The sequence below is a fragment of the Gluconobacter sphaericus genome (assembly GCF_016757795.1).
GTDB lineage: Bacteria > Pseudomonadota > Alphaproteobacteria > Acetobacterales > Acetobacteraceae > Gluconobacter > Gluconobacter sphaericus.
The window spans coordinates 295887-310610 of record NZ_CP068419.1 but is presented as its reverse complement, the minus strand read 5'-3'; the positions used below and the strand labels follow the sequence as shown (position 1 = coordinate 310610).

General features: G+C 58.6%; 24 protein-coding genes. 9 read left to right on the top strand and 15 right to left on the bottom strand.

The annotated features are described in order from the left end of the window. Positions 1–190 precede the first annotated feature (190 nt). Genes IGS75_RS01555 through IGS75_RS01525 form a run of 7 tightly spaced genes read right to left on the bottom strand, consistent with a single transcriptional unit; the run spans position 191 to position 2501 of the window. Complete coding sequence (locus tag IGS75_RS01555; RefSeq protein WP_202257394.1) at positions 191–397, bottom strand: hypothetical protein; 207 nt, start codon at positions 395–397, stop codon at positions 191–193. Beyond that, positions 394–627: a hypothetical protein gene (locus IGS75_RS01550; RefSeq protein WP_202257393.1), complete on the bottom strand. Its 234-nt coding sequence runs from the start codon at positions 625–627 to the stop codon at positions 394–396. Before IGS75_RS01550 ends, IGS75_RS01555 begins: the two co-directional genes overlap by 4 nt. Next, complete coding sequence (locus IGS75_RS01545; RefSeq protein WP_202257392.1) at positions 624–827, bottom strand: hypothetical protein; 204 nt, start codon at positions 825–827, stop codon at positions 624–626. Before IGS75_RS01545 ends, IGS75_RS01550 begins: the two co-directional genes overlap by 4 nt. Before the next feature lie 36 nt (positions 828–863). Beyond that, positions 864–1139, bottom strand: coding sequence for a hypothetical protein (locus IGS75_RS01540; RefSeq protein ID WP_202257391.1), 276 nt, complete (start codon positions 1137–1139; stop codon positions 864–866). After that, a complete protein-coding gene (locus tag IGS75_RS01535) occupies positions 1136–1615 on the bottom strand; it encodes a hypothetical protein (protein ID WP_202257390.1) in 480 nt (159 codons plus the stop codon). Before IGS75_RS01535 ends, IGS75_RS01540 begins: the two co-directional genes overlap by 4 nt. Next, complete coding sequence (locus tag IGS75_RS01530; RefSeq protein ID WP_202257389.1) at positions 1612–1911, bottom strand: hypothetical protein; 300 nt, start codon at positions 1909–1911, stop codon at positions 1612–1614. The genes IGS75_RS01535 and IGS75_RS01530 overlap by 4 nt, the downstream gene beginning before the upstream one ends. Next, positions 1911–2501 carry a hypothetical protein gene (locus IGS75_RS01525; protein WP_202257388.1) on the bottom strand — a complete coding sequence of 197 codons (591 nt, stop codon included), beginning with the start codon at positions 2499–2501 and terminating at the stop codon, positions 1911–1913. The genes IGS75_RS01530 and IGS75_RS01525 overlap by 1 nt, the downstream gene beginning before the upstream one ends. A 96-nt stretch (positions 2502–2597) precedes the next feature. Between IGS75_RS01525 and IGS75_RS01520 the strand changes: the two genes are divergently transcribed. The 4 genes from IGS75_RS01520 to IGS75_RS01505 are packed head-to-tail and all read left to right on the top strand — an operon-like array spanning position 2598 to position 4302. Next, entirely contained in the window at positions 2598–2843 is a 246-nt protein-coding gene (locus tag IGS75_RS01520; RefSeq protein ID WP_237468920.1) for a hypothetical protein, read from the top strand. Between the two features lie 45 nt (positions 2844–2888). Next, positions 2889–3314, top strand: coding sequence for a HEPN domain-containing protein (locus IGS75_RS01515; RefSeq protein ID WP_202257387.1), 426 nt, complete (start codon positions 2889–2891; stop codon positions 3312–3314). After that, positions 3299–3769 carry a hypothetical protein gene (locus IGS75_RS01510; RefSeq protein ID WP_202257386.1) on the top strand — a complete coding sequence of 157 codons (471 nt, stop codon included), beginning with the start codon at positions 3299–3301 and terminating at the stop codon, positions 3767–3769. Before IGS75_RS01515 ends, IGS75_RS01510 begins: the two co-directional genes overlap by 16 nt. Beyond that, positions 3766–4302, top strand: a complete 537-nt coding sequence (locus IGS75_RS01505) for a hypothetical protein (protein ID WP_202257385.1) — start codon at positions 3766–3768, stop codon at positions 4300–4302. The genes IGS75_RS01510 and IGS75_RS01505 overlap by 4 nt, the downstream gene beginning before the upstream one ends. Before the next feature lie 15 nt (positions 4303–4317). On the opposite strand, the gene IGS75_RS01500 is transcribed toward IGS75_RS01505, so the two are convergent. Further along, on the bottom strand, positions 4318–4938 hold the full coding sequence (locus tag IGS75_RS01500; RefSeq protein WP_202257384.1) for an Arc family DNA-binding protein: 621 nt from the start codon (positions 4936–4938) through the stop codon (positions 4318–4320). A gap of 107 nt (positions 4939–5045) precedes the next feature. Here IGS75_RS01500 and IGS75_RS15785 point away from each other — a divergent pair, with 107 nt between their 5' ends. Genes IGS75_RS15785 through IGS75_RS01475 form a run of 5 tightly spaced genes read left to right on the top strand, consistent with a single transcriptional unit; the run spans position 5046 to position 7260 of the window. Further along, positions 5046–5243, top strand: coding sequence for a toxin-antitoxin system HicB family antitoxin (locus IGS75_RS15785; protein ID WP_202257383.1), 198 nt, complete (start codon positions 5046–5048; stop codon positions 5241–5243). Between the two features lie 16 nt (positions 5244–5259). Next, positions 5260–5841, top strand: coding sequence for a phage antirepressor N-terminal domain-containing protein (locus tag IGS75_RS01490; RefSeq protein ID WP_202257382.1), 582 nt, complete (start codon positions 5260–5262; stop codon positions 5839–5841). After that, entirely contained in the window at positions 5841–6134 is a 294-nt protein-coding gene (locus IGS75_RS01485) for a hypothetical protein (RefSeq protein ID WP_202257381.1), read from the top strand. Before IGS75_RS01490 ends, IGS75_RS01485 begins: the two co-directional genes overlap by 1 nt. Next, the gene (locus tag IGS75_RS01480; RefSeq protein ID WP_202257380.1) at positions 6131–6925 is read left to right on the top strand and encodes a phage antirepressor KilAC domain-containing protein; all 795 of its coding nucleotides are present in this window, start codon (positions 6131–6133) and stop codon (positions 6923–6925) included. The genes IGS75_RS01485 and IGS75_RS01480 overlap by 4 nt, the downstream gene beginning before the upstream one ends. Beyond that, entirely contained in the window at positions 6922–7260 is a 339-nt protein-coding gene (locus IGS75_RS01475; protein WP_202257379.1) for a hypothetical protein, read from the top strand. The genes IGS75_RS01480 and IGS75_RS01475 overlap by 4 nt, the downstream gene beginning before the upstream one ends. Positions 7261–7289: 29 nt before the next feature. On the opposite strand, the gene IGS75_RS01470 is transcribed toward IGS75_RS01475, so the two are convergent. The 7 genes from IGS75_RS01470 to IGS75_RS01440 all read right to left on the bottom strand — a co-directional run bounded on the left by IGS75_RS01470 (position 7290) and on the right by IGS75_RS01440 (position 14723). Further along, positions 7290–9470, bottom strand: coding sequence for a lytic transglycosylase domain-containing protein (locus IGS75_RS01470; RefSeq protein ID WP_202257378.1), 2181 nt, complete (start codon positions 9468–9470; stop codon positions 7290–7292). Next, entirely contained in the window at positions 9470–10999 is a 1530-nt protein-coding gene (locus IGS75_RS01465) for a hypothetical protein (protein ID WP_202257377.1), read from the bottom strand. The genes IGS75_RS01470 and IGS75_RS01465 overlap by 1 nt, the downstream gene beginning before the upstream one ends. Further along, the gene (locus tag IGS75_RS01460; protein WP_202257376.1) at positions 10999–11739 is read right to left on the bottom strand and encodes a hypothetical protein; all 741 of its coding nucleotides are present in this window, start codon (positions 11737–11739) and stop codon (positions 10999–11001) included. The genes IGS75_RS01465 and IGS75_RS01460 overlap by 1 nt, the downstream gene beginning before the upstream one ends. Beyond that, positions 11736–12062: a ubiquitin family protein gene (locus IGS75_RS01455; RefSeq protein ID WP_202257375.1), complete on the bottom strand. Its 327-nt coding sequence runs from the start codon at positions 12060–12062 to the stop codon at positions 11736–11738. Before IGS75_RS01455 ends, IGS75_RS01460 begins: the two co-directional genes overlap by 4 nt. 201 nt (positions 12063–12263) lie before the next feature. Beyond that, positions 12264–12890, bottom strand: coding sequence for a hypothetical protein (locus IGS75_RS01450; protein WP_202257374.1), 627 nt, complete (start codon positions 12888–12890; stop codon positions 12264–12266). A gap of 131 nt (positions 12891–13021) precedes the next feature. Beyond that, positions 13022–14455 (bottom strand): packaged DNA stabilization protein, encoded by a 1434-nt coding sequence (locus IGS75_RS01445; RefSeq protein WP_202257373.1) that lies wholly within the window; start codon positions 14453–14455, stop codon positions 13022–13024. Then, complete coding sequence (locus tag IGS75_RS01440; RefSeq protein ID WP_202257372.1) at positions 14442–14723, bottom strand: hypothetical protein; 282 nt, start codon at positions 14721–14723, stop codon at positions 14442–14444. The genes IGS75_RS01445 and IGS75_RS01440 overlap by 14 nt, the downstream gene beginning before the upstream one ends. Position 14724 lies beyond the last annotated feature (1 nt).

Here is a 14724-nt window from a genome sequence, read left to right as displayed (position 1 = left end):
CTGTTATTTTGTTGTTAATAGTTTTGCGCTAAAGTGTCTGCGGCTCAGCACTCCAAATTGGGCCGGCCTCGTGTCCTATCCCGATCGAGCGACACTCCGGGATGGGACACTCTTCATGCCGCATGGGCTTCCGCTACCAGGGAAACGACGCTCTCACCAGTCGGTAACGTATCGAGCGTGCCGAACTGGCTCACTGAGCCTTTGAGCACGCCCGCACTTGGTCGCGCAGCCCGATATAGTCACCGATCCAACGCACGGTCTGGGGCTGCGGATGCGCTTTGATTTCCGTAGCAAGCGCCGCCTGATCGGCAGACGAATACGTCACCAGCGTGGGGCAGGGCACATAATGCACAGATGTGCAGCCAGTGAGGGCGAGCGCCAGGACGATCCACCTCATGCGCTGCCACCATCGAGCCGCGCCAGAAGTGCATCCTCAGTCGCCGGTTTATCCGCCTGAGCCTGCGCCATAGCTTCGGCTTTGGTTGTGATTGCGTTTGCGCTATCAGTCGACGCTTTCGCGCTTGAGATAGACGCAGCATTGCGGCCAGAGCGGTAGGCAAACCACACCAGACCGACCACAAAGGCGAGGGCAATGACGCCCCCGCCAATGTAGAGGTACTGGATCACGCCGCCGTTTCGGTGGCCGTGGCCGTCTTCGTCTCGAGGGCCGTCACCAGCGCAGCGAGATTGCCAGCCAAACCGGACAGAGCCGTCTTCGCGCCGGTGACATCACAGGTCGGGTCCAGCTTCTCGATGATGAAGCCGCCAAGGACGGGGATGAGTTCCTGGCCGAGGGCGCCAGCTTCCTGAATTGCAGTGTCAGTCATTTGAGCGTTTTCCTTGTTGCTCGGGGTGTCCCGCAGTCACGTCGGCGCTTTAGGCTCGTCAGTGGATGCAGTGGCGGAAGGCGTACCCAGAAGCGGGTGCTTTCCGATCTCGGTGATCGCCGCTCCGGCTGCGATCGAGGCAGCTTTTTGCAGCGGAGATTTCTCAGGGATCAGCAGGAAAATGGCGGTCGAGGCCATGACGGACGGAACACCGCCATCAACACCAAGCCAAGCTGCCATCATTGCGCCGGACAAAAGCCCAAGGCCCTGCAGCGTCGTTGGCTCGCGTATCCAATCGAGGATCTTGCTCATGCTGCGATGGCCTCCGCGAAAAAGGCGACATTCGCGGAGGCATCAGCTGCACCGAGCGACGTATTGTAATACGCCTTGTGATACGCGCTCAGTCCGGCCGCGTCTGTCGCGGGAGGCAGCGCTTCGGACGCGCGATAGAATCGGATGCGCGCCATCGCACAGGCATAGCGAAGGTTCGTGACCAACTGCGCTGTCGCATCAAGATCAGCAGCGCGCATGCGATGGCATACCGTCGCAAGGCGCGATTGCGCGGGAAAGTCGAGGAAGTTCGTCCAGCAGTCGTCATGTGTGGCGGGCTCCATCTGCCAGAGGCCAAGAGCTGGGCCGCCGCCGACCTGCCGGAGATAGGCTGCGCGGCTTTCGGCCAGCGCGGTGCCGGTCACGAGGTTGATTGCCGCAGGGGATGCAAGCCCAAGCGTCTGAAGCGTCGGAGTGACGATCAGCGTTTTGAGCTGGCGCGTGTTGAGGCCGCTCATCGCACGCCGACCAGGTGCGACGTGATTTGCACAACGCCAGTGCTTGTCACGATCACCAGAACCCAGCCGATCCACTGACGAACCGACTGAAGGTTGTCGAGCTTTTTGTCCTGCGCGTCCTGATTGGCGAGGATCTGCGTGAGTTGGCCGCCCTGATTACTCAGTACGGTCTGGGTTTCCACCATCTCGCGCTGAAGGAGCTTGACGTCCTGCTGAACGCCACCGATGCGTTCAGAGAACTCACCGCGCGTGATGAACTCAGCTTCGGGGGCGATGAGGGGGATTGAGTCGCCCATCACTGGCAGGCCGTCGAGCTGCGATAGACGTTCCCGCTAGCGTCAATGCATGCGTAAGCATTTCCCGTGCCGGTCATCTGGGTGAGATTGACCTTGCCGATAATGAGACCGCCAGAACCCGTCCAATTCAGCGTGCCGTTCCCGGCATTAAAGACGTATCCAAAAGCCCCTGTTCTATCCACGAAAAAGACAGACGTGGCTTTTCCTGTATAAAGATCCCCTGTGAGTTTTCCGCCCGCCAGCGGCAGGTACGTTTTCGCCGCGGCGGAGGTGGTCAGGTAGGCGGAGAGCGTCGAGGTCAGGCTGACCTGAGTGACATAGCTGTCGAGTGCGTTGCCGAGGTTGATGTAAAGCGGGTTCGACTGCGTACCGACGCGCCGGCCATAGCTGAATAATTCGACGGGAGAGGCGGCTTGTGTCGCACCAGCCTGAGCAGACGGCACGACAGAAGATAGAAGCGCGACAAGCGGGTTCTTAGCCGTGCCAACGCGCACGCCATACGAGAACGGCTCAACCGGATTGGCTGCAGTTGTCTGCGCTTGAGCGCAAAGCGGAAAAAGGAAGGGAACGGCAAGCAATAAGCGGCGCATGAGCGGGAATCTTGAGCAGATTGTGACCCGTCACACGCAGGGCGTGCCGTGCGCTGAAGATAGCGGAATTGTGGTGGTCAGTACAAGGGGAAAGCGATGCGGGCTGGACACGCAACTGATCCCGGGCGCACTGTTTCATTTTTCTCGGAGGCTCATGTGTCATACCACTCAAACGACGACGAAGACGGCATTAATTCAGAGATCCATCAGTTAGTCTCCGAACTCCAGCGTGATGCCGAGCGGCTGAATATTGCGGTCGATAAGGCAGATATTGCAGCTGAGATTAAGCACATGGTTTCGGCGCTGGCCGACAAAATCGATGGACTCGCGTCGTTGATGTAATGGCGGCGCATTGACCCGACTCCGCCCTCCCGGGGAGGGTGAGGTATGGAAGCCGAATACGCAGATGACTGGGAGGCGCTCGCCCGAGACGAGCTGGAGTCATCTCGCATCATGCTGGCCTCACGCAAATGGAAACAGGCGTATCACCATGCCGGGATTGCGGCAGAATGTGCGCTGAAGTGCAAAATCATGCGTGTGCATGGAATGAACCGCTGGCCAGAAAGGCGTGATCGCAAAGATGTTTACACGCACGATATTGAAGAGCTAACCGAGATTGCGGGCCTGATGGATGGCATAAACGCTGCTCTTCTGGAAACGCCGCGTCCGCCGCATGTAGACGGCTGGTTGATTATCAAAGACTGGAACATAAATTTGCGGTATCATGTTCCTGATGCTTTCCCGCAGGCAGTCGCAGAAAGTGCAGTGTCAGCTATCGATGCAATGGGCTTGGTTCAGTGGCTTTTGAAGTGATCACAGTGGACGATCTCCGGCGTGACGCAGGCTATCACCTGCTCCAGAAAACAGACGCTATCGGCTTCAATGCCTTAGGTGCGGGCTGGTATCGCGCGGCCGGTTCTGAGCGGTGGCGCTACTTCCTCATCACGCCAATGATCGACAGCAAGGGCCCAAAATGGGTCTACGAACGCTTGATGGATGCTTTGCGCGTGCTGGAGTTCCCAGAGGGAATAAAGCCGCTTGAGATTCATCTCGTCAGCCCACGCGAAAGCCGGTTTTACAACCTGAAGAAGCGACTTCAGGTCCCGCAGATGCAAGGGGATAAAAACCTTTTCCATGTGTCGGACCATACTGTTCGTGATTTTGGAATTGATGCCATAGTCATTTATCGCCTTCGAGATGACGATAAGCGGGCCGGAGATACTGCGCGCACATTTGACGCCAAAGTGAGGAAACTGCTCGCCGCATGATCTTCTTCTGGATCGCTGCGGCGATTATCGGCCTCTTCGTGGTCAACTGGCTGCTACTGCTCAACGCAGAGCCAGGCACGGACAAGCACGCTGAGCGCTCAATCGCCACATACCTGACCGGCGGTTTCATCCTTTTCTGGGTCATATGGTTCTTCCGGCTTTGCTTCGACTGGACCGATCACCTCCCGGATGACCAGTTCTATGCGGTCCGAGATCACCGCATCTTCAGCACGCTCCTGATCGTTGCATGCGCTCTTTTCTTTCCACGCATCATTCGCGGCACACGGCGCATCTGGGCACGCAATCGGACACGGCCGCCGATCTCGTGGTGGTGCGCGCTGCCTTATGGGTGTGGGTGGGGGCTGTTGATGACGGGCGTCGCATTTGCGGGACGGTGGGCGAACCCGCCTTGGTGGTGGAGCGAGATCGCCTTGTTCTTGATTTTCGTTTGGGGCTTCCTTGCCCTCTTCCACGGCTTCAACGCGTTCATGAACTGGCTGGATCGGCGTAAGGATGTGCCGTTTGATGGCTGAGGCCATTGGTACTCCCTAGAAGGGAATTTCGTCGTCGAGATCGCTAGGAGGAGAGTCCCAACCGAAGGAATTTTCTTTATTCTTTTTTGGGGGCGCCTGATTTTCGTATGGATTATAATAATCCATATTATAATCCCAAGCGTTCCCATCGCCTGAGAAGTATAGTTTACCTTTTTTATCTATTGCTCCAGACTCATTGTTTCGAGTGGAAAACCACACATAGCCGTTTCCATATTGAATGTTTTCAACAGCAGCATGCGGCGCAATCACTTCTCTGGATAAAATTCTTAGATCACGCTCAGACTTAAACATCTGGTTGAGTTTATCCAGAATATCTTTGGTAGATTCTCGTTCATCAAGCGCTGATTTGATTAGGCGTTTAGCAGCCTCTTCATTGCTCGGCAGACCAGCGTTATCTTTGAAGCGGCTAATCCGCCAAATTAGTTGAGGCGGAAAAAGCTGCTCAAGCGCAGTTCTATCCGGAGCCTGCTTGATTTCGCCAGCAAGCCCCTTTTCGAGCAAACGCAGCATTTCCGCGTTCAAAGAGGCATTGCTCTCGTTGGCCGAAGAAGTGAGTCGTTCATGCAGCTCACGTGGCACGCGCAGGGAGAATCGGAGGGTCTGATCTTCATCCATAACTCGGCCATAGCATCACAAAAATAAAAAGTCTTGACGCCGGATACGCTGCTACCATAGCATCACCAACGGAGCCATAAAGCTCCAAAGTAGCATTACGAGGCAAAATGAAACCACTGAGTAAGAAAACCAGCCTACGTCTACCCCCGTCGCTTCATGGGAAGCTGACCAGGTTAGCGCAGGAAAACGGACGCAGCTTGAACAGCGAGCTTGTCTCCTGTTTGGAAGCAGTTTTTGTCAGAAAAGAAATCACAGAAGCAGCGGGATCGGTCGCCAAACTTTCCCCCGCTGCTTCTCAACAGTGATCTGGAGAACACCGCGATGAAATCTCTTACCACAATTCCTTTCCATGACACCACTTTGTTCGCCATTGCTGGCGACACTCCTGGCACCACGCTTGTTGCCATGAAGCCTCTTGTTGAAAGCATCGGCTTGGAGTGGAAAACCCAACATCGCAAAATGGAAGGTCATCACCTGTTCAAGACCTGCATGGTCATCATAACCATGCAGCTTCCCGGCGACAGCCAGTCGAGGGAACATACTTTTCTTCCTTTGAGCAGACTGCCAATGTGGCTGGCGACCATCCAGCCCAGTCGGGTTCCGGACGAGGCCATTCGCGCCCGGATCATCGAATTCCAAAATGAAGCAGCGGATGCTCTGTTCCAGCATTTCTTTGGGCCGATGCTGCTATCGACGGAGGCGAGAGTTTTCCGCGAAATCGACGCTGCCGATCTCAACGCCCGTATTGGGGCCTCACGCCATGCAATGCGGCTATGGGGCAAAAGTGCTGGTGCATGGACATGGAAAGCATCCGGCCTTCCCGTGCCGCCGAAGCATCTCCTAACGCACTCGCAACGGACCGTTCTCGATCTGGTCGATAATCGCATTCTGGAGGAAGTGTGATGAGCCACGATAGCACCGAAAACCGGAAAAAACCACAGACATATAATGAGCGTGTGTCGTCTCTTTGCCGCGAACATTTGGAGAGTGAGGCTACCCTGCACTGGGAAGCGCTTTTCGACATTTGCAAAGCCTACTACGAGCTTGAGAAGGACCTTCTAACTGACGGAGGCTTTATCGATGTCGTTCATGAGATCGTTTGCGAAGGCCTTGGCATGCGTTATGTCCCCCACGAACCTTGGCGCGAAAAAATCCGTGAAACTTTTCCAATCTCCCCCAAGGGAGATGCAGCATGAGCAACGTAATCGCCCCCACCATGCATGATGGTGAACTGCGTATCCTCGACACCGATCTTGCGACGCGGCTTGGATTTTCCAACCCGGCAATGATCCGGAAGTTGATAGGCCGTCATAGCGAATCCCTTTCCCAAATGGGGGTTGTTTCCACGGTGGAAATAACCTCGGGGGCCAAGGGCGGCCGCCCCGGAACGGCACACTACCTCAACGAGGAACAGGCCCTCTTTATCACGGCGAAGTCTGAGACAGCAGCGGCGACCAAGATCACCATCGAGATTGTTACTCAGTTCGCGGCTTTCAAACGTGGTGAGATCGCTCCCCCGGAGACGCCGGAACAACTCGCGATGCGCGCACTCACCGGGCTTCAGTCGGTTGTGGAAAAGCAGCGGGAGCAGTTGGCTCTTACCGCACCCAAAGCAGCCGCCCTCGACCGGATCAGCCTCGCGGAAGGATCTTACGGCCTGACCCAGACGGCCAAGATCATTCAGATCGGACCAAAGGCACTCAACACGTTCCTCGCCATGCACAAATGGATCTACCGCTTCAACGGGAACAAGCACTGGCTGGCCTATGAGGACAAGCGCCGCGCTGGCTTATTGCGGCACAAGCTCGACGTTTACACCGATAATCAGACCGGTGAGGAAAAGACGCGCGACACCGTGAGAGTGACGATCAAGGGCATCATCAAGCTGGCCAAGATCGTACCGGGTGCGCAGATCGATCCTGAGTTCGTGCATCTGGTCAAGGAATCCCCGGTCCCTTTCGCCAAGAAGCCGGAACCGGCGTCATGAGCTACGTCCCGCTGGCAACAGCGGAGCGTCAGGAGCAGGCCGTCAGGATGTGCGAGCCTCTCATCACGTCGGATGCCATGCTGATCAACGAGATGAACCGCTGGACGGCTCTGCGTTACAACGGTGTCCCGGCAGACCAGGCCGCTGCGGATCTCTGGTATGAGATTGAGGATTACCAGCCGAAAACGGAGGACGCCCGAGCGGACAAGGCCCAGTTCCTGCGGCAATTCCCCTACGTCGCCCTCAAGCGGAGCGAGTTTGAGGAGCGGCTTAACAAAGCCGCCAATGCTTTCGAGCGCCGCAATGAGCGCTTAGGTGCAAAGCTCTGCGCCTGACTATGGAGCCGCCCTTCGGGGCGGCTTTTTTAATACCCCAACAGCCAGTTCCGAACGATCTGGTCTCCGTTCGGGACTGCGGCCGAGTACGGCGCGCCCGCTTTCGCCGCGTCTACCAAGCCGCTGAGCAAGTAATTCCGAGGGGCGGGCGTAGATGCTTCGCTCCGGCGAAGGATGCTGTTCTTGACGATATCGCTGTTGAGATAGGACCGGGCGGCACTCTTGGCCGCGCCACGTCCGGCCGCGACACCCAAAACCGTTCCGGCCGCTCCAAGACCATGTCCCATGAAGGCGGCGGGAATCTCACTGAGCGCAATCTCTGCCCCGATACGCGGCGCGGTCCCGGAGTTCGGCGGGGCTTTCAGGAACGCCTGACCAATGTCAGCCAGGTCTCCCAGATCTCCCGCACCACGTCGCGCGCGGCTTTTGAAGGACTTATTGACCGCACCTTGGAGCAGGGCCGGGCTGATCGCGCCGTCTTCATTGGCCTTTGCCGCCAAAGGCTCGATAGTCTTCAGGTTCTTGTACTGTCGGCGCGCATCTTTCAGTTCGTCCAGAAGATCCGTGCGTCCGTTCGCCGTAAGAGAGCGCTCCATTGCGTCATCAAAGGCGTCGCGCACGCGTCCGGCGTAATAGGCGACGTTCGGGTTGTTGGACCGCATGGCACGAGCGAGGGGCGCGCCTTGGCGGGTTAGCGCCTGATACTGAGGGCCGCTGATTTCCCCGGTCGCGGCTTTGCTCATGATGTTGTTGATCTGGTTGACGATCGGCGTGACTTCCTGCTCGGGCAACACCTGCCGCGCTTCATCAGCAATGGCGCCAAGGTCGCTCCCGAACTGGTTGTCGGCTTTGATGATCGTGTTGGCCGCCACATGGTCGAAGCGGTTTCCAAGCGCATTGTGTGCATCATCGATCACGTCTGGCGTCAGGCGGTCGCTGTCCTGCCCGAAAGTGCGTGAGACGGCGCGCGTGAACTGGCCACGCTGTGCGGGGGAGACAATACCGCCATTGGCCACGTCCGACAGATAGGCCATGTTCGGGCTGGTACTGATCTGCGGAGCGGTCAGGTCGATCCCAAGGTCTTCAGCCCTGCGCGCCAGAGCAGCCCGCTCTGGTGAAACCGCACCGCCTGTAAAGGCTTCCATGGCCCCGCGCGCGATTGGTTTAGCCAGCGCAGTCGCGCCACCCGTCAGCACGCCGCCGATTGCTCCGTCCCGCAACGCCTGCCCGATGGGCTGGCCTGTTTCGCTGTCTGTCGCAGCATTGGCCGTCGCTCCGCCTGCGCCCATTCCGAGAAGTGCGCCGCCAACCTGGGAAACCTTTTCGCCAGCTCCGAGCATTCCCAAAGCTTTCGCGCCAAGCCGGGCTGCTCCCAGCTCCGCTCCACCAACCGGGATCGCAGATGCCGCCAGATTGCCGCCCATGCGCCCCAGTTTGGACGAGAGACTGCCGCCATAGTCCTGATCGTATTGCTTGCGGGCAGCGTCTTCGTGGTCGACCATACTTTGCAGAGCATTGATCCCAGCTTTTCCGAGGAGCCAGTTACTGCCCCCAACAACGGAATCGCGTATGTCCTCTACGCCACGCTCTGCACCCGTCAGCGCATTCCGTTCCCAGCTCTGCTTTTCCCATTTAGGTGCCGTGTCGACGGGAGCACTCATAGGGCGCGGCGTCTGCGATACCTTCGGCGCAGAGAGACCCCACATGCGGTCAAGCTCTTCGTCGCTCGGCCCCGACTGTGCGGGGGCGGTCGCTGTTTTCGCAGGCTCGCCGCTCAGTCCCCACATCTTGTCCAAAGCATCGTCATCGGTTCGAGGGTCTGCGGGCTTCTTGGCCACGGTCTGCGTCTCCGGCTTGTGATAGGCCGCTGCCACCCGGCCGACATAGGCGTTCGTCTCGTCGTTGTTCCAGCGCGCCCGGTCCGTCCCGGCATTGTACGCCCGGAGTGCGTCCGGGAGGTTGCCGTACCGGTCCAGATTTTCACGCATGAGCCGGGCTGCGCCGTAGATCGACTGGACCGGATCAGTCGGGTCGATGCCGAGGCTGCGGGCCGTCTCGGGCATGAACTGCATGTGGCCTATGGCCCCGGCTTTGCTTCGGGCCCTCGGGTCATCCGTCGGGTCTTCCACCCGGTGCACGGCGCGCAGAACCTCGGGATCAACACCCCAGTACTGGCCTGCACCTTCGTAATGGCGGTCGAGGTCGGCCATCAGTTCGGAGCCTGCACCAGGCCGGTTTCCATGGCTCCACGAAGTTCAGACCGGAAAGCCTGCCGCTGTTTGCCATCCATGCCTGACCAGAGGCGCGCGCGCTGCTCGGGCGACATGATATCGAACATGAACGCACGGGCGTCTTTCTTGGTCGTGTAGTCGTTCTGGAACGTCGGCCACTCGTTGGCATGCACCTGCGCTTCTGTGCCCGGATACTTCTGATGGAAGGCCAGATAGGCCGCGTTGGCGCGCCGATCCAGCGCGATGTTCGCCCGCAGGGCATCCTGCGCCGCCAGATTGTTGATGTGCGTCGAAGGGTTGCCTGCGAGCGCCGTGGCCAACTGGGCATCGCTGTGCGCGGCTCCGGGCTGGCTGGCCGCAAGCTGGGTCAGATACTTGTTGGCCTCGTCATAGGCGGCTGCCTTGTCGGATGGGTTCGTCATGCCGAGAGATAGCGCGACGTTGACGATCCGATTATGCAGTTCCGCAGGCTTCCCGGAGGATGGCGAGATCTCCTGAAGAAGCTGCAGGGCTTTTTGGGAGCGGTACATCCGGTCACCAAACCCGGCCGACAACTGCCCGGCCTGTCCAAACTGTTCACCGGCAGCGTGACCGGCAACCTCAGCGGCTGCGCGCTGTCCTTCCACCTGACCGGCTGCTGGTGCGGCCTGATACCCCGGATTTGCAGGCTGCTGCGCCGGATAGCGGCCCGATCCCATGACCTCGGGCGGAACGGTCGGTCGCCCCTGTGCACCTCCGACCACCTGATCGCGCCTGACGTAGCTGTGGGAGCCGTCCGGGTTGACCACGTCCATAGGCGTAGAGTTCGTTTCGGGCGATGTCTGCTTGGCAATGCTGCCCCCGACATTCTGGCCGCCCTGACCGCTGGCAGGCGAACCAACGTTCTGCCAGTGCAGAGTTCCGCCGTCGTCCACCAGTTGCATGGAGCCATAGGCGTCATTGTAGGCATGAGCCGGACCGATCGAGGCATCCAAGAGGCCACGAACCTGCTGCCGGATACCCGCGCTGTCATCGGGTAGGGCGGAGTAGGCGGCCTGTGCCTGATCCATCGAAATCAGGCCGTGCGCCACCCCGACGCCAAGCTGGCGCGCAACGTCTCCTTTAGTCACGTCCGGATTGCTCATGAGAGGTGCGGCCAGACCGGCCAGCATCCCGGTTTTGCGCTGGTTCAGTTCGAGTTGCGCGCCCTGGTTGCCTATGTTCTGGGCCTGCTGGCTGTTGTTCTGTGTGACGGCATCCGGCAGCCCATAGGCCGCATCCGGATTGCTTGCCGCATCGGCGATTGCAGATCCATAATCGATGCTGCCATCCTTACGGACATGGCGAGCCAAGGCGTTGCCAATCGCCACTCTAGCCTTCTGCCCCAGCAGCGCATTGTGATATTCCAGCGCCTGGTTCTGGACGCCCTGAGCTGCGGCAATGTTCTGGAGCTGGTTCGTCTGCGGCTGAATCGTACCTTGCCCCATGCTGAGAAGGGCGTTGGCGCCCGTGTCAAATAGCCCGGCCATCAGCTCGAACTCCCGTTCAACAGTTTCTGGTAGGCCAGATAATTCGTTCCATAGCTCGAAGCCTGATTGCCAAGGCTGTTGAGGCCGCTGGTCAGGCTGTTACCCATTGCCGTCGTGCCGGACATGGTTGCGCCGACGCCCGCAAGCGCGGCCTGAGCGGAGAGGCTGGCGGTGTTCGTGGCATTGGTGGCGCTGGCAGAGGCGGCGTTTGCACCATATCCGAGCAGCGCGTTCTGTCGGTCAAACTCGTTGGTGAGATTGCTTTGCGAAGCGCTGTTGGCTGAAATCTGATCGTTGAACTGGTTCTGATAGGTGCTGTCAGCCAATCCGGATGCGTAAGTTTCAGCGCCTTTCAATGCTGCCCCGCTGTTCGCTAACCCACGCGCCGCTGCGCTATTCGTTGCAGCTTGTTCGCCCTGAGACAGGTTCCATTCATAACCCGGTGTCTGCTCCAGCGTACTCTGGTTTAAGTCGTTTTCGGCATCGTTGATGTAGCTGTCATTGGTCGAATTGTACGCGCTATTGTCATACATGCTGCCGATCAGCTTGTTCCCAACCGAGACATACGGGTTCAGATAGTTCTGAGCCGCCGTGCCGGAGGCGCTAATAGCTGATGCTTGCCCGGCTCCGGTTTTTGCCGCCCTGTTCATGGCGGACTTTTCCATCGCCATTTGCGCAGCGGTCGTTGCTGCTGTCGTAGCGGCTTGCGTTGCTTGGCCGATGCCGAACGTGTCGCTCACTTCGGGCGCTCCATTCTGTATGTGATGTGATGGCGCACGATCCCGTCCGGGCACGGCGCGTTTATTTCGTCCCAACGGACAAAGCCGAGGGCATGCATGGTGAACCGGGCGGCTTTCTTGTTGTCAGGAATGGCTGCAATCATCAGATCAGATGGCTGCGTCTGCCACCACCAATCCCGGATCTTGCGCATGGCGGTGATTGCGGCTTTCCCGCGCAGGTCGGGGATAACGGCTTGATGACATTCATGGACACGGTCTTGCACAGAACGAAATCCAACTACGATCCCAGGGAGCGCAATGACGAGCCGATCTTGTACGTCCATAATTCGCCCCGCTTCGCCGTAAACAGCCGGGTGCGTGATAACCGCGTTGATTGCTTCAATGTTATTGATTGAGGCGCATGCAATAGGAGGGGGTACGAAAATCATACAGCTCTAAGAGGCTAGATTTGTACCGCCAGTTTCCTTTCGGTGCTCTGCGTCAGCGGGGTTATGCTACAGAAAAGCGGGATTAAATGGAAGTAATTAGAGCGTTCCGGACGTGGCAATCTGGTGCCAATTCTCGTCCTGCCCTCGATAATAGAGGTTTCCGTTATCCAAGCTCATCATGACCATGCCAGCCTTTGCGTTGGCCATGCCGCTGATTTGGCTCGACGGCACTGGTGTGAGCTGAAGAAGCTCCGACAGCGTAACGGCCTCAAAGGTCGGGGATGATCCCGTAGTGACCAAGGCAAGCTGGGTAGGGGTTGTCTGGTCGTACCAGAAATAGGGGTTACCATCCGCCCCCATGACAAGACCAAGGCCGTACTGTGCGGGCGATCCGGCCACTGCGTATTGACCGTTCACACATAGATTGGCGCGAGTTTGAGCCGTGACCGCATTTTTGATTCCGGTTTGCGCGTCTGCTTCTGCGGTATTGGCTGAAGATTGCGCGGTTTCTGCCGCCGCTTGGGCGCGGGCTGCTGCTGCGATCCCAGTTTGCGCATCACTTTCGGCGGCGTCCGCAGACGATTGAGCCTCTTGCGCCGCCTTCTGCGCGGTTGAGGCGGCATCAATGGCGGCCTGCGCGTTTGCCTCTGCGGTTGCAGCAGCCTTGGCTGCGCCTTGAGCGGTAGATAAGGCAACGCCGATCTGCGCCACCTGATAGGTCATATCAACTCCAACGGCACCCCCAGACCGGTTCCAGCCGTTCAGGAAAAACCGTTGCCATTCGATGGATACACGACCTCCAGCGAGCGCTATCGGCCCCTGCGGAAATGCGGTCTGGTAGTTCGCTGCTTGGGTCATGTTGCTGTTGGGTCTACTTCAAGGAATGCGCCCATAAGGGCAGTCTGCGCCGCTCCCGTCCACGTCAGCCGATAAACACGATCCCGCGCAATCCCTAACCGCCAGATCGTGGGCCATGTGTTCCCGGTAGTGCCGAGCATTAATGATTGAGGGGCGCGCCATGTTGCGCCTCTGTCATCCGACCAGTCTACCGATATTGGGATAGCAGAGCCGTTCTGCATATCGAGCATCAGGCGCCGGTGAATGGCGCGGCTGCCATTGTTCAGGAGATGAGGAAATGCGCGCTGTCGTTTGATCGGCGTTCCTGCGTCGTCCAGAGCGTCCGTGCGTACCTCATAAAGCCAGCCATTCTCGAAATCACCGCAGAACACGCGCCCGTAAGCAGCAGCCCAGCAGTTCGCGCGGATGCGTGCTTCCTGTCCGTTCGCATCCAGCCCGCACCGCTCGTGCCAAAGCTGGGTTGAAGCATCGTAAACCCATGTCTTTCCCTGATCCGGGAGCGTGAGCACATAGAACTGATGTCCGTCCTGCTGGTAGGTATTGCCGATCGCGTTCCCGAGTTCGGAATACTGGTTCAGGGCCTGCTCGATCGCGAACGTGCTGATGGCCTGCGTCTCGTTGGCCTGCCCCATATAGACGCGCGCATGTCCCGACCGATCGCGCCCCAGCCAGAACACCTGCCCATAGTTGGTTGCAATGGAGTAGGGAGCTTCGCAGCCCTGATCGGCAGTAATCGAAGGGATACGCTGAAACGGAAAATCCGATGCCCCGCTATCATACCATAGTTCTGTTGTCTGCCGCCCGAATATCCAGATTGTCTGGCCCACAGTGGCGATGCCAGAAATGATATCGGGATAGCTCGTCTTACTCGCGACATAGAGGCTGTCAAATGGTGTCGTGCTCTCGTCCACGAAATCGGCCGGTGATGTGTACCAATTAGTGGTGTTGGGGTTCACGAACAACAGGAACGTGTCGAGGACAGCCACCGTCGCAGATCCGTAAAACGCGGTATCCGTGATTTTACTGATTGCGCCGTAAACGCCACCTTCCGCAGCGGGGATCGAGCAGTACCAGCCATTCCCCGGCGTCCCGTCCACGATGAACAGCGTCAGGCCGTTATCCTGCATGCGGACCTGACCAGTCCCGCCACTGATCTCACCCAGACGGTAAGACTTGTTCATGCGTCCCACCAGATAGACCGTACTGCCCGCGACCGCGATCAGGTCGCCCTGAGATGTCGTATAGAGACACCGCAAGACGCCACCGAGCTGAATGGCTGGCTTTAAACCGGGTGTTGGATAGTGGGCAAATTGGATTGGCTCGCCCTGAACCGGGGGGAGCGGCTCTGGATAGAGGTTCAGGCAGCGTTGCGCCGAGACCGATGCGGATCGGGCCTGATAAGTCCCGCCTGTGAGGTTAATCCGTGGCATTGGCCGGAGCCTTGCCGGACTGCGCGACGGGCGCGTTGGCGGTTGCAATGCTGCGAACCACAGTTGCGGGCACCGCAAAAGTCACGCCAGAAGGCAGGTCAGCAGTTACGCTCTGCGCTCCTGCCGTGAGCGTGACGCTGGCGGTTCCGATCTCGACGGTCGCCCCCGGAGCCATGGCAGAGAGGCGGCGGACGAACATTGCCGGGTCAAGCGTTGCGGGTGATGCCGGAATCAGCGCCTGAAGCGCGGCTTGTGTCGGAAGGGCCATG

Bases quoted from the DNA above. Each gene is read 5' to 3' on its own strand.
- IGS75_RS01535 (WP_202257390.1), bottom strand. From the start codon at position 1,615: ATGAGCGGCCTCAACACGCGCCAGCTCAAAACGCTGATCGTCACTCCG.
- IGS75_RS01455 (WP_202257375.1), bottom strand. From the start codon at position 12,062: ATGGACGTACAAGATCGGCTCGTCATTGCGCTCCCTGGGATCGTAGTT.
- IGS75_RS15785 (WP_202257383.1), top strand. From the start codon at position 5,046: ATGAAACCACTGAGTAAGAAAACCAGCCTACGTCTACCCCCGTCGCTT.
- IGS75_RS01525 (WP_202257388.1), bottom strand. From the start codon at position 2,501: ATGCGCCGCTTATTGCTTGCCGTTCCCTTCCTTTTTCCGCTTTGCGCT.
- IGS75_RS01480 (WP_202257380.1), top strand. From the start codon at position 6,131: ATGAGCAACGTAATCGCCCCCACCATGCATGATGGTGAACTGCGTATC.
- IGS75_RS01465 (WP_202257377.1), bottom strand. From the start codon at position 10,999: ATGGCCGGGCTATTTGACACGGGCGCCAACGCCCTTCTCAGCATGGGG.
- IGS75_RS01470 (WP_202257378.1), bottom strand. From the start codon at position 9,470: ATGGCCGACCTCGACCGCCATTACGAAGGTGCAGGCCAGTACTGGGGT.
- IGS75_RS01485 (WP_202257381.1), top strand. From the start codon at position 5,841: ATGAGCCACGATAGCACCGAAAACCGGAAAAAACCACAGACATATAAT.
- IGS75_RS01545 (WP_202257392.1), bottom strand. From the start codon at position 827: ATGACTGACACTGCAATTCAGGAAGCTGGCGCCCTCGGCCAGGAACTC.
- IGS75_RS01500 (WP_202257384.1), bottom strand. From the start codon at position 4,938: ATGGATGAAGATCAGACCCTCCGATTCTCCCTGCGCGTGCCACGTGAG.
- IGS75_RS01515 (WP_202257387.1), top strand. From the start codon at position 2,889: ATGGAAGCCGAATACGCAGATGACTGGGAGGCGCTCGCCCGAGACGAG.
- IGS75_RS01520 (WP_237468920.1), top strand. From the start codon at position 2,598: ATGCGGGCTGGACACGCAACTGATCCCGGGCGCACTGTTTCATTTTTC.
- IGS75_RS01490 (WP_202257382.1), top strand. From the start codon at position 5,260: ATGAAATCTCTTACCACAATTCCTTTCCATGACACCACTTTGTTCGCC.
- IGS75_RS01540 (WP_202257391.1), bottom strand. From the start codon at position 1,139: ATGAGCAAGATCCTCGATTGGATACGCGAGCCAACGACGCTGCAGGGC.
- IGS75_RS01530 (WP_202257389.1), bottom strand. From the start codon at position 1,911: ATGGGCGACTCAATCCCCCTCATCGCCCCCGAAGCTGAGTTCATCACG.
- IGS75_RS01505 (WP_202257385.1), top strand. From the start codon at position 3,766: ATGATCTTCTTCTGGATCGCTGCGGCGATTATCGGCCTCTTCGTGGTC.
- IGS75_RS01555 (WP_202257394.1), bottom strand. From the start codon at position 397: ATGAGGTGGATCGTCCTGGCGCTCGCCCTCACTGGCTGCACATCTGTG.
- IGS75_RS01450 (WP_202257374.1), bottom strand. From the start codon at position 12,890: ATGACCTATCAGGTGGCGCAGATCGGCGTTGCCTTATCTACCGCTCAA.
- IGS75_RS01445 (WP_202257373.1), bottom strand. From the start codon at position 14,455: ATGCCACGGATTAACCTCACAGGCGGGACTTATCAGGCCCGATCCGCA.
- IGS75_RS01475 (WP_202257379.1), top strand. From the start codon at position 6,922: ATGAGCTACGTCCCGCTGGCAACAGCGGAGCGTCAGGAGCAGGCCGTC.
- IGS75_RS01440 (WP_202257372.1), bottom strand. From the start codon at position 14,723: ATGGCCCTTCCGACACAAGCCGCGCTTCAGGCGCTGATTCCGGCATCA.